Annotated in this window: 9 protein-coding genes and 2 pseudogenes; 3 read left to right on the forward strand and 8 right to left on the reverse strand. The window is 73.0% G+C overall.

Annotated features, from left to right (window positions below; translation table 11 throughout):
- Positions 1–13 precede the first annotated feature (13 nt).
- Together BN1555_RS07800 and BN1555_RS07805 are read right to left on the reverse strand one after the other, a co-directional pair.
- A complete protein-coding gene (locus tag BN1555_RS07800) occupies positions 14–1,180 on the reverse strand; it encodes an AI-2E family transporter (protein WP_255306377.1) in 1,167 nt (388 codons plus the stop codon).
- A 143-nt stretch (positions 1,181–1,323) separates the two neighbouring features.
- Positions 1,324–1,518 (reverse strand): DUF3046 domain-containing protein, encoded by a 195-nt coding sequence (locus tag BN1555_RS07805; protein ID WP_093798695.1) that lies wholly within the window; start codon positions 1,516–1,518, stop codon positions 1,324–1,326.
- An 80-nt stretch (positions 1,519–1,598) separates the two neighbouring features.
- Between BN1555_RS07805 and BN1555_RS07810 the strand changes: the two genes are divergently transcribed.
- Complete coding sequence (locus BN1555_RS07810; protein WP_093798696.1) at positions 1,599–2,513, forward strand: hypothetical protein; 915 nt, start codon at positions 1,599–1,601, stop codon at positions 2,511–2,513.
- Positions 2,514–3,156: 643 nt separating this feature from the next.
- Here BN1555_RS07810 and BN1555_RS07815 read toward each other — a convergent pair.
- From BN1555_RS07815 to BN1555_RS07825, 3 genes are read right to left on the reverse strand one after another with little or no spacing between them, the layout of a single operon-like run.
- Entirely contained in the window at positions 3,157–3,465 is a 309-nt protein-coding gene (locus BN1555_RS07815; RefSeq protein WP_093798697.1) for an AzlD domain-containing protein, read from the reverse strand.
- Complete coding sequence (locus BN1555_RS07820) at positions 3,462–4,202, reverse strand: AzlC family ABC transporter permease (protein WP_093798698.1); 741 nt, start codon at positions 4,200–4,202, stop codon at positions 3,462–3,464. Before BN1555_RS07820 ends, BN1555_RS07815 begins: the two co-directional genes overlap by 4 nt.
- Positions 4,203–4,212: 10 nt before the next feature.
- Positions 4,213–5,172, reverse strand: coding sequence for an AraC family transcriptional regulator (locus tag BN1555_RS07825; RefSeq protein WP_093798699.1), 960 nt, complete (start codon positions 5,170–5,172; stop codon positions 4,213–4,215).
- 91 nt (positions 5,173–5,263) lie between these two features.
- Between BN1555_RS07825 and BN1555_RS07830 the strand changes: the two are divergent.
- Positions 5,264–9,894: pseudogene (locus BN1555_RS07830) on the forward strand (ATP-dependent helicase).
- A 58-nt stretch (positions 9,895–9,952) separates the two neighbouring features.
- Positions 9,953–10,750 (forward strand): annotated as a pseudogene (locus BN1555_RS07835) (Fpg/Nei family DNA glycosylase); the annotation flags it as partial.
- 122 nt (positions 10,751–10,872) lie between these two features.
- On the opposite strand, the gene BN1555_RS07840 reads toward BN1555_RS07835, so the two are convergent.
- The 3 genes from BN1555_RS07840 to BN1555_RS07850 form a co-directional block, all read right to left on the reverse strand.
- Positions 10,873–11,205, reverse strand: coding sequence for a hypothetical protein (locus BN1555_RS07840; protein ID WP_176709991.1), 333 nt, complete (start codon positions 11,203–11,205; stop codon positions 10,873–10,875).
- Positions 11,206–11,337: 132 nt separating this feature from the next.
- Complete coding sequence (locus BN1555_RS07845; RefSeq protein WP_093798701.1) at positions 11,338–11,808, reverse strand: Dps family protein; 471 nt, start codon at positions 11,806–11,808, stop codon at positions 11,338–11,340.
- Between the two features lie 174 nt (positions 11,809–11,982).
- Positions 11,983–12,363, reverse strand: coding sequence for a helix-turn-helix domain-containing protein (locus BN1555_RS07850; protein WP_093798702.1), 381 nt, complete (start codon positions 12,361–12,363; stop codon positions 11,983–11,985).
- Between the last annotated feature and the right edge of the window lie 33 nt (positions 12,364–12,396).

Raw genomic sequence — 12,396 nt, forward strand, 5'->3', positions numbered from 1 at the left:
CCGGCCGGAACAGTCAGGCGTCGTCGTCCGAGGACGGGGGCGCCTGGCCGTCGCGGGGCTCTTCGCGGGACTCGTGGTGCAGCGTCCGCCGCAGGTGCACGAGAGCCGAGGTGCCCCGGCGCCACTGGTGCCCGCTGTGCACGCGCGGGTCGTCCGTCACGGCGTACCGCTTCACATATGCGCCCAGGAACGCCTGCAGTGTCGCGATCGCCGGAATCGCGATCAGCGCGCCGACGGCCCCCATCAGCGCCGTGCCCGCGACGACCGAACCGAAGGCGACCGCCGGGTGGATGGCGACGGTCTTCGCGGTCAGCTTGGGCTGCAGTACGTAGTTCTCGAACTGCTGGTAGATGAGGACGAATCCGAGCACCCACAGGGCGTACCAGGGGTTGACGGTGAAGGCGATCAGCATCGGCAGTGCGCCCGCCAGATACGTACCGATCGTCGGAATGAACTGTGACACCAGACCGACCCACACCGCGAGCGCGGGCGCGTACGGCACGTCGAAAACCCACAGCAGGACGTAGTGCGCGATTCCGGAGATGAGCGCCATCAGACCGCGCGAGTAGATGTAGCCGCCGGTCTTGTCGACGGCGATCTCCCAGGCGCGCAGCACCTCGGCCTGGCGGGCCGGCGGCAGTACGGAGCACAGGGCGCGGCGCAGCCGTGGTCCGTCTGCCGCGAAGTAGAAGGAGAACAGGAAGATCGTCAGGAACTGGAACAGTCCGCCGAGCACGGTCGCCGACACGTCCAGGACGCCGGTGGCGCTGTTCTGTACGTACCTCCGCAGCCAGTCGGAGTTCAGGAGGCTGTCCTGGACCTCGACCCGGGAGAGTTCCGTATGGAAGGTCTGGTTGGTCCAGTTGATCACCTGGTCGAGGTACTTGGGGAAGTCCTCGACCATCTCGATGATCTGGCCGGCCAGCATCGAGCCGAGCAGCACGACGAAGCCGATGCCGACGGCGAGCACTGCCATGAAGACCAGGAAGGTGGCGAGGCCGCGGCGCATGCCGTGGGCCGCCATCCGGCCGACGGCGGGCTCGATCGCGAGCGCCACGAAGAAGGCGATCAGGATGTTGATCAGCAGCCCGACGAGCTGGTGGAACGCCCAGTCGCCGAGCCGGAAGCAGGCGTAGAGGGCGAGCGCGAGCACCATGGCGCGCGGCAGCCACCGGGGCATGCGGACCGGACCGCTGTCCGCCCCGGGGGGTGCGGGCGCGGGCGGTGGTGCGGTCGGCGGGTCTTCGTGCCCGGCGGGCTCGTCAGTGGGTGCCACGGGCCCAGTCTGGCCCATGTCTGTGACACTCCGTCGCTCCCCTGCCCTCAGCGCTTGTCCATGGGAACGTCCATCGCGGCGCAGACACCGCGCCAGACGGTCTTCGCGTCCCATCCGGCCGCCAGCGCCTGGTGCACCGTACGGCCGCCGAGCTCCGCCATCACATGGTCGCGGGCGAACGAATCGGCGTACGCCTCGCCGAAGTGGTCCGCCATCCGCTCCCAGAAAATCGTCAACCGCATGACTCCAGTATCGCGCCCCTGAGAGTGCAGCCCTGTCCGGAGAGCTTGCCGGCAGCGCTTTCCGTCCTACGGTCGTCTCCATGGCTGGATCCGGAGCATCTCCCCTCGCGCGCGCCGAGCACTTCGTCTGGCTGACGGCCCGTGTGCTCGAACAGCGGCGGTTCGCCCACCACTTCCTGGACGGCGGTGCCGATGCGGTCGAAACGGCGCTCGCCCCCTATCAGGGCGAGGACGGCGGTTACGGCCATGCCCTGGAACCCGGTCTGCGCGGTCCCGTGAGCCAGCCGTCGCACACCGCTCACGCGCTGCGTGTCCTGGACTCCATCGGCCGGTGCGAGGGCCCCCGGGTGGAGCGGCTGTGCCGCTACCTGTCCGGTGTGTCGACGAAGGAGGGGGCGCTGCCCGCCGCGCACCCTTCGCTGCACGGCTGTCCGGCCGCGCCGTTCGTCCCGGTCGTCGACGATCCTCCGGGCGACCTGCTCGCGACGGGTCCCGTGGTGGGGCTGCTGCACCGCAACGAGGTGTGGCACGCGTGGCTCTTCAGGGCCACCGACTTCTGCTGGGCCGCGATCGAGGCGCTGGAGGAGTCCCACCCCTGTGAGGTCCAGGCCGCGGTCGCCTTCCTGGACGGCGTGCCCGACCGGACGCGGGCCGGGGCCGCCGCGGACCGGCTCGGCCGTCTCGTGCGCGATCAGCGGCTCGTGGTGCTGGATCCGGCACGGGCCGGGGAGCAGCCGGTCGCGGCGGGATACGCCCCGGGCGAGCACCACTTCCCGTACGACTACGCCCGTACGCCGGGATCGCTCGCCCGGGGCTGGTTCACCGACGAGGAGATGAGCCGCTCGCTGGACTTCCTCGCGGCCGAGCAGCGGGAGGACGGGGGCTGGCCGGTCCGCCGGCGGGAACGGGCACCGGGGGCCGTGCTGGAGTCGCGTCCGATCGTGACGATCGACGCGCTGCTGACGCTACGGGCGTACGGACGCGCCGTCGGCTGATCCCGGCGGGGCGGCTTCCCGCAGCAGCGGGCGGCGAGGGCGACGCCGCGCGGGGAGGCCGGGCCGATGCCGGTCCGCGCGCCGGTCTTCGCGAGCCGGCTGCCGACGGTGCCGGGGTGCGGGCCGGGCACGGCGCGGTGGCACGGCGCTCCTGCCGCCGCGCGAGGAACGTGCGGAGGGGTGCCGAGGAGTACCGGGCGGTCTTCGGCCGGGTCGATCAGTGCGGCGCTCTTGCGGCTGTTCCCGCCGGAGCGTGAGAGATGGAGTCCGGGCAGTACGCCGTCGGGCCTGCCGCCCGGGCGGCAGGCCGCACGCGCGCGTGACGCGCAGGATCCCGGTGGCGGTACGGGCCCCTTCCGGCACGCGCTCGGGTCCTGCGGCCGCGACAGCGGCATCCGCACCTCGGCGCCGCGCTCCTTGCCGACGAGGTGCGCGAGGTCCTCGGGCGGCTCGCAGTCGAGCGGTACGGCGGCGCAGCAGGAGACGCAGCGGCACGGCCTCTTCCGGGCGCTACGGAATGGGAGAATCCGTTCGATGTCGCGGCACATTGTCCACGGGCACCGAGGAGTGACGGGCACGGGCCTTCCAGGGCGTTGCCCAGGCCCGCGTCCGCACTCCTGGCGATGTGCCGCAGCGCCGGGTGTCAGCCGGCGATCGCCCGCACACCCGCCGTGACGACCACCGCGGCCCCGACCACGACGAGGAAGGGGGCGCGCAGGACGAGCGCGAGCGCTGCCGCCGCGAGACCGGCACCCCTCGCGTCCAGCACCAGCTGCTGACCGGTACCGAAGGTCTGCTGGGCGGTGAGCGCGGCGAGCAGGGCCACCGGCAGGAGAGCGGCCAGGCGCTTCACCAGCGGGCGTTCCAGGGCCCCGGCCGGCACCAGCAGGCCGAGCAGTTTGACGAGGTAGCAGCCGACGGCGGTGGCGCCGATCGCGATCCAGACGCTCATCGTCCCGCCTCCTTCGCGGTACGGCGTGCCCCGCGGCCCCGGACCCAAAGCACGGCGGGCGCGGCGAGCCCGGCCACGAGCACCGGCACCCCCGCCGGCAGCACCGGCAGGAACCCGAGGACCAGAAGCACCGCGAGCCCCGCGACGGCCCGCTCCGTGCCGCTGCGGAGCATGGGCGCCAGCAGGGCGAGGAAGACGGCGGGACCGGCGGCGTCCAGGCCCCACGCGTCGGTGTCGCCGATGGCCTCCGCGCCCAGTGCGCCGATCAGGGTGGTGAGGTTCCACAGGACGTACAGAGTCAGCCCTGTGACGGTGAAGCCGAGCCGGGCGCTGCGGCGGGAGGGCTGTGCGAGCGTCACGGCCGTCGTCTCGTCGATCACCCAGTGCGCGGCGAAGGGACGTACGGAACGCGGGAGCGCCAGCAGCTGGGACAGCCGCAGTCCGTAGAAGGCATTGCGCACGCCCAGGAAGAAGGCCCCCGCGGCGGCGGTGAACGGATTGCCGCCCACCGCGAGCGCCCCGACGAGCGCGAACTGCGAGGCCCCGGTGAAGACGAGGAGGCTGAGCGCGCACGTCTGGAGGAGGCTGAGACCCGCCCCCGCGGAGGTCACGCCGAAGGCGAAGCCGGAGAGTCCGACGGCGACGCCCACGCCGAGCGCGTCACGGACGACGGCGCTGTCCGGTTTGGCCGCGGGTGGTTCTGTACGTATCGCTGGGGATGCTGTGTGTTCTGCCACGTCCGGGACACTACGACGGGCGGGCGCGACCGGTCTTGTACGTTCTTGCGCGCTCCCGCTGGTAGGCACCGGGCGGCACCCCGACGATCCGGGTGAAGTGCCGGTTCAGATGCGGCTGGTCGCTGAACCCGACCGCGGCGGCGGCCTCCCCGGGCGCCGTCCCGGCCTCCAGGAGCCGCCGGGCGGTGCGCACGCGCGCGTTGGTGAGCCAGGTGTGCGGCGGCATGCCGTACGCCGACTTGAACGCGCGCAGGAGCGCGAACGGACCGGTCCCGAGCTCGTGCGCCAGCTGTTCCAGGGAAGGCGGCCCGGTCATGCGCTCCTCCAGGAGGCTCTTCGCGAGGGCCGCCGTGCGGGCGCCGGCCGCGCTCGGCGCGCGTGCGGGAAGACTCTGGCCGTGCCGGCGCAGCAGCCTGGCCACCGCGATACGGAGCACGCTGTCGGCGGCGAGCGCGTTGCCCTCCTCGGCCGCCCGGTGGACCGCGCGGATGAGCCGCGCGGTGTCGGCGTCCTCGACGATGGTCTCCGCGAAACCGGCCGTTCCCCGCAGGCTCGTCGTCTCGTCGGCGATGCCGGCGACCACCTGCGTCGAGGGGTACAAGGTGGCGTACGACCAGCCCTCGGGCACACCGGCGCGGGCGGAGTGCGGCACCTCCGGGTTGATCATGACGACGGTGCCGGGGCGCGCCTTGATCGTGCCCTGCGGCATGACCACGTCCTCGATCCCGCGAAAGACCGCGCCGAGGACGAATCCCTCATGGCTGTGGCGCGAGAAGGAGTGGCGCACGTAACGGGCCCGCAGCAGGTCGAGGCCGGGCACTCCCGGGTACTGCCAGTGCCGCGCCCACTCCTCCTCCCCGGCAGCTGTCTCCCGCGTCTGCCCCACCTCCTCCGTCTCACCCGACTCCCTGGCCTCCTTTACCTCTTGTGCCTCTTCGGCCTCACGAACCTTTCGCTCCTCCGTCGCCATAAAGCCATTCTGCGCCCGTCCCACACGCCGTTGACCTGCGCATCCACGGTCTGGACACCCGTTGTCAGTGGTCGGGTGCACGATGGTGGGCATGGCCAGGACTGCACTCGACTCCTTCTCCCCCGCGACCCGCGGTTGGTTCGCCGGGGCCTTCAGCGCGCCCACCGCGGCGCAGGAAGGCGCCTGGCAGGCCATCTCCGAGGGATCCGACGTCCTGGTCGTGGCCCCGACCGGCTCCGGGAAAACCCTGGCCGCCTTTCTCGCCGCCCTCGACGGCCTGGCGTCCGAGCCCCCGCCCGCGGATCCCAGGCAGCGCTGCCGGGTGCTGTACGTATCGCCGCTCAAGGCCCTCGCGGTCGACGTCGAGCGCAACCTCCGCAGCCCGCTCACCGGCATCCGGCAGGAGTCCGTACGCCTCGGGCTGCCCGAGCCGGACGTGCGCGTCGGTATCCGTTCCGGCGACACCCCCGCCGCCGAGCGGCGGTCGCTGGCGACCAAGCCGCCGGACATCCTCATCACCACGCCCGAGTCGCTGTTCCTGATGCTCACGTCTGCCGCGCGCGACGCCCTGACCGGTATCGAGACGGTGATCCTGGACGAGGTGCACGCCGTCGCGGGGACCAAGCGCGGCGCACATCTCGCCGTGTCCCTGGAGCGGCTGGACGAACTGCTGCCGCGGCCCGCCCGCCGTATCGGCCTGTCGGCGACGGTCCGGCCGGTGGACGAGGTCGCCCGCTTCCTCTCCCCGCGGCGCCGGGCCGCGATCGTGCAGCCGCCCTCGGGCAAGGAGTTCGACCTGTCGGTGGTCGTCCCCGTGGAGGATCTGGGCGAGCTCGGCGGCGCCCCCGCCAAGGAGGACGACGCGGGCGACAAGCCGTCGATCTGGCCCCATGTGGAGGAGCGCATCGTCGACCTCGTCCAGGCCCACCGCTCGACGATCGTCTTCGTGAACTCCCGCCGCCTCGCCGAGCGCCTGTGCAACCGGCTCAACGAGATCGCGTACGAACGGGCCACCGGCGAACCTCTGCCGGAGCACCACTCCCCCGCCGAGCTCATGGCCGAGTCCGGCGCCGCCAGGGGCGCTCCGCCCCTGCTCGCCCGTGCCCACCACGGCTCCGTCTCCAAGGAGCAGCGCGCCCAGGTCGAGGAGGACCTCAAGGCGGGCCGGCTGCCCGCGGTCGTCGCCACCTCCAGCCTGGAGCTCGGCATCGACATGGGCGCGGTGGATCTGGTCGTCCAGGTCGAGTCACCGCCTTCCGTCGCCTCGGGCCTCCAGCGCGTCGGCCGCGCGGGGCACCAGGTCGGCGCGGTCTCCACCGGCGTCGTCTTCCCGAAGTACCGGGGCGACCTGGTCCAGTCGGCCGTCGTCACCGAGCGCATGCGCAGCGGTGCCATCGAGGCCCTGCGCGTCCCCGCCAACCCGCTCGACGTCCTGGCGCAGCAGCTCGTCGCCATGGTCTCCCTCGACACCTGGCAGGCCGACGACCTGCTCACCGTCGTCCGCCGCGCGGCCCCTTTCGCCTCGCTCCCGGAGTCCGCCTTCACGGCGGTCCTCGACATGCTCGCGGGCCGCTATCCGTCCGACGCCTTCGCCGAACTCCGCCCCCGCGTCGTCTGGGACCGCATCGCCGGTACGGTCACGGGCCGCCCCGGTGCGCAGCGCCTCGCCGTCACCTCCGGCGGCACCATCCCCGACCGCGGTCTCTTCGGCGTCTTCCTGGCCGGAGCCGATCCCAAGAGGGGCGGCGGCCGCGTCGGCGAGCTCGACGAGGAGATGGTCTACGAATCCCGGGTGGGCGATGTCTTCACCCTCGGCACCACCTCGTGGCGCATCGAGGACATCACGCGCGACCGCGTGCTGGTCTCCCCCGCCCCCGGCGTCCCGGGCCGGCTTCCCTTCTGGAAGGGCGACCAGCTGGGCCGCCCCCTCGAACTGGGCCGCGCACTCGGCGCGTTCCTCCGCGAGGTCGGCTCGCTCACCCCCGAGGCAGCCCGGCTGCGCCTGACCGCCGCCGGACTCGACGACTGGGCCGCCGACAACGTCCTGTCCTACCTCGACGAGCAGCGCCGCGCCGCCGGTCATGTCCCGGACGACCGCACCATCGTCGTGGAGCGGTTCCGCGACGAGCTGGGCGACTGGCGCGTCGTCGTCCACTCCCCTTTCGGCGCCCAGGTGCACGCCCCCTGGGCCCTGGCGCTCGGCACCCGCCTGACCGAGCGGTACGGCATGGACGCCCAGGTCATGCACGCCGACGACGGCATCGTGCTGCGCCTGCCCGACGCGGACCTGATGGGCTTCGACCTCCTCGACGCCGAACCGTCCCGGCAGAGCACTGCGTTCGACAGCGACCAGGCCCCGCTGGGCGCCGCTGACGTCGTCTTCGACAAGGGCGAGGTCAACCAGGTCGTCACCGACCAGGTCGGCGGCTCCGCGCTCTTCGCCGCCCGCTTCCGCGAGTGCGCCGCCCGCGCCCTGCTGCTGCCGCGCCGCAGCCCCGGCAAGCGCACACCGTTGTGGCAGCAGCGCCAGCGCGCCTCCCAGCTGCTCCAGGTCGCCTCTGAGTTCGGCTCCTTCCCGATCGTCCTGGAAGCCGTGCGGGAGTGCCTCCAAGACGTCTTCGACGTGCCCGGCCTCACCGAGCTCATGGGCGACATCGAATCCCGCCGTGTCCGGCTCGTCGAAGTCACCACCCCCGAGCCGTCCCCCTTCGCCCGCTCCCTCCTCTTCGGTTACGTCGCCCAGTTCCTGTACGAGGGCGACTCCCCCCTCGCCGAGCGGCGCGCCGCCGCGCTCTCCCTGGACTCCCGGCTCCTGGCCGAGCTGCTCGGCCAGGCGGAGCTGCGCGAGCTCCTCGACGCAGACGTCCTGACCGAGCTGGAGCAGGAGCTCCAGTGGCTCGCCGCAGACCGCCGTGTCAAGGACATCGAGGGCGTCGCCGACGCGCTGCGGGTCCTGGGCCCGCTCACCGACTCGGAGCTGGTGGCGCGCGGCGCCGAACCGGGGCGGGCCGAAGACCTGTCGGCCGCCCGCCGGGCCATCCGCGTCCGTATCGCGGGGGCGGACCACTGGGCGGCCGTCGAAGACTCGGGCCGGCTGCGCGACGCGCTGGGCACCGCGCTCCCCGTCGGCGTACCGGAGGCGTTCACCGAGCCGGTCAAGGACCCGCTCGGAGATCTGCTGGCCCGTTTCGCCCGCACCCACGGTCCCTTCACCTCAGCCACGGCCGCCGCGCGCTTCGGACTGGGCGTGGCGGTGACGGACGGGGCCCTGCAACGCCTCGCCGCGGGCGGCCGGATCGTACAGGGGGAGTTCCATCCGGCCGGGATCGGCCAGGAGTGGTGCGACGCGACAGTGCTGCGCCGCCTGAGGCGCCGGTCCCTCGCCGCCCTGCGCCATGAGCTGGAGCCGGTTCCGCCCGCCGCGCTCGCCACGTTCCTCCCCCAGTGGCAGCACCTGGGCAGCAGCCTGCGCGGCATCGACGGACTGGTACGCGCCGTCGAGCAGTTGCAGGGCGCCTCCGTCCCCGCCTCCGCACTCGAAAAGCTCGTCCTGCCGTCCCGGGTGGCCGGCTACTCGCCCGCCATGCTCGACGAGCTCACCACCACCGGCGAGGTCCTGTGGGCCGGGTCGGGCGCCCTGCCCGGAAAGGACGGCTGGGTGTCCCTCTACCTCGCCGACGCGGCCCCCCTGCTCCTCCCCCAGCCGCACCCCCTCGACCTCACAGCGCTCCACGAGTCCGTCCTCACCGCCCTCTCCGGCGGGTACGGCCTGTTCTTCCGCCAGATCGCCGACCAGGTCCGCGCCACCACCCATCCCGACTGCACCGACCCCCAGCTGGCCGACGCCCTCTGGGACCTCGCCTGGTCCGGCCGCCTCACCAACGACACACTCGCCCCCCTGCGCGCCCTCCTCGGCTCGGGCCGTACGGCGGGCTCCACCGCCCACCGCGCCAAACGCACGGTCCCGCGCGGGCGTTACGGCACCCCCGGTGCGGCGGCCCGCCCCGCCTCCCGCACCGGCCCGCCCACGGTCTCCGGCCGCTGGTCCCTGCTCCCCGCCCACGAGCCGGATCCGACCCACCGCGCCCACGCGCTTGCCCGCACGCTGCTCGACCGGCACGGCGTGGTCACGCGCGGCGCGGTCGCCGCCGAGGGCGTCGAGGGCGGCTTCTCCGCGACGTACCGCATCCTGGCCGCGTTCGAGGACAGCGGCCAGGCGCGCCGCGGTTACGTCGTGGAGGGCCTCGGCGCCGCCCAGTTCGCGATGGACGGCGCGGTCGACCGGCTGCGCGCGGCGGCCACCGCGCGCGAACGCGCGGACACGGACTCCCCGAACCGGGCGGTGGTCCTGGCTGCCGCCGACCCGGCCAACGCGTACGGCGCGGCCCTGCCCTGGCCCGAACCGCCGTCCGACGCGGGCCACAAACCCGGTCGCAAAGCCGGGGCCCTGGTCGTCCTCGTCGACGGCGAGCTGACCCTCTACATGGAGCGCGGCGGCAAGACCCTGCTGGCCTGGCCCACCGATCCGAACGACCCGTCGGCCTCCGGCCCCCGCCTCACCGCGGCGGCCGAAGCCCTGGCGACGGCAGCCGGGCGGGGCGCCCTGGGCACGGTCACGGTGGAACGCACCAACGGCGCCCCCGCCCTGACCTCCCCCTGGGCCGGATCCTCGAAGCAGCAGGCTTCCATCCCACCCCCAGGGGCCTCCGCCTCCGCCCCTGACGCGCCCACCGCCACCCCGCTGCCCCCCACCCCGCATCATGGACCCATGCCCGAAGGAGACTCCGTCTGGCAGGCCGCCCAGCGCCTGCACACCGCCCTCGCCGGGCACATCCTCACCCGCGCCGACCTCCGCGTCCCCCGGTTCGCCACCGCCGACCTGACCGGCCGCACCGTCCTGGACGTCACCCCTCGCGGCAAGCACCTCCTCACCCGCGTCGAAGGCGGACTCACCCTCCACTCCCACCTCCGGATGGACGGCGCCTGGAAGATCTACACCCCCGGCGAACGATGGCGCGGCGGCCCCGCCCACGAGATCCGCGCCATCCTCGCCACCACCGGGCACACCGCCGTGGGCTACCGCCTTCCGGTGCTCGAACTGATCCGGACCCACGACGAAGCCGGCGTCGTCGGTCACCTCGGTCCCGACCTCCTGGGCCCGGACTGGGACGCCGGCGAAGCGCTCCGCCGCCTCCTGACGGATCCCGCCCGCCCCCTCGGCGAAGCTCTTCTCGACCAGCGCAACCTCGCCGGCATCGGCAACATCTACAAGTCGGAGCTGTGCTTCCTGGCCCGCGTGACCCCCTGGCTGCCCGTCGGCGCTCTCCCCGCCCCGGAACGCCTGGTCGCTGCCGCCAAGCGCGTCCTGGAGGCCAACCGGCACAACCCGGGGCGCCGCCGCACCACCCTGCCCGCCCTCCCCGCGCCCCTCTACGTGTACGGCCGCTCCGGCCGCCCCTGCCTGCGCTGCGGCACCCCGGTCCGCCAGGCCGACCAGGGCGACGGCAGTCGCCTCCGTCCCACCTACTGGTGTCCCCGCTGCCAGTCCGGCCCGGCTCCCGGCCGACCCGCCCTCTGACCGACGCGCCCCTGACCGACATGGCGTACTCACGTCGCCGCACTCGGATCCGCGCATCCGCACGAAGCCACGCATCCGGATCGCGCGCACGGTCCTCCACCCAGCCCCGGACGTCTCCGGCCTCAGGGCGGCGGGCCAGGCCCTCCGCCCGAACGGCGGCGTCGCGACACCCTGGTCACCATGAGCGACCACGCCCCGGCAGCCCTGCCCAGCCCCGGCACAAGCCCGTACCCCCGCGGACGCCCCGGCCCCCCGCCCGCCTCGGCCGCCGGCACCACATGGACCGGCAGCAGGCTCAGCCCCCAGCCGCCCGCCGCCACCACGCCCTCGACCACCCCCGCCTGCTCCGGCAGCAGCACAAGCCTCAGTACGGCCCACCACCACACCGCGCCGAACACGCACCCCAGCGGAAGAACAAGCAGAGCCCCGCGTCCCCGGAAGCCGCGCCATGCCATGGCTGCCTCCTCCGACCGACGCGTCAGGCGCCAGACGCTAGACGGGTCCCCTCACCCGGCGGGAGGGCGCACCGGAAGCACACCCGGCGCACCCTAGGCGCACTCACCCGCCCCAGACACCACCCGCACGCGCTACGCAGTCTCGGCCTGGAACATCCAGGCGTGCTTCTCGAGGTCCGCGGTCAGCCCGATGATGATGTCCTGGCTCACCGGATCCGGCTCACCGGTCGCCTCGAGCCGCTCCCGCATGCGCCTCACCACGACACCGAGCGCGTCCACCAGAATCCGCACGGCGTCGGCATCTTTGATCCACCCCGACGGCACCTCCGGGATCGCCGTCGCCCGCGCCACACTCGCGGACCGCCCGTCCGGATTGACGCCCAGCGCCGAGGCCCGCTCGGCGACCGAGTCGGAGTGCAGCCGCGCCGTGTCGACCACCTCGTCGAGCTGCAGATGTACGGACCGGAATCGCGGCCCCACCACGTTCCAGTGGACCTGCTTGGCCACCAGTGAGAGATCCACCAGGTCCACGAGCGCGCCCTGCAGGGCCTCACCCACCACCTTGAGATCCGCCTCGGGCAAGGTGCTCCTCACGACAGACATCCGCTTCCTCCTCAGGAACCGACGAACCGATCCTTCACAGCCTTCACCACCATGGCACATATAGAACAAAACGGTCACTCAGGGACAGAAAAGAGCCCCGGAGGTCCCTGAGGGCCCGCCGGGGCTCGTTCGCACATCTCAGCCGCACTCAGGCGGCGCAGCCAGGCACCACCGTCAGGCGGCGACCACATCCACCGCTTCCGCGGGTGCCGTGATCGTCACCCGTTCCTGTGGCACACCTGCCACTGACGTCACCGAAACGGAATTGAGCATCGGGCGTACCGGTGGACGCACCGGCTCGCTCGCAGCCGACTCCGCCAGCTCGGCCAGCGACAACTCATCACTCACTTCGCGCATGAGCTCGGACATCCGTACGTCAAGCGCGTCGCAGATAGCGGAGAGCAGTTCGGAGGAAGCCTCCTTCTGCCCCCGCTCCACCTCGGATAGATAGCCGAGTGAGACTCGGGCGGACGAGGAGACTTCGCGCAGAGTACGGCCCTGGCGTTGGCGCTGCCGACGCAGCACGTCACCAAGCAGGCGACGGAGCAGAATCATCGGTGGCTCCCTCCTCGGACCGCGTAGCCGCAT

It is taken from the genome of Streptomyces sp. Wb2n-11 (genome assembly GCF_001049855.1).
In the GTDB taxonomy this organism is placed as follows: Bacteria; Actinomycetota; Actinomycetes; order Streptomycetales; family Streptomycetaceae; genus Streptomyces; species Streptomyces altiplanensis.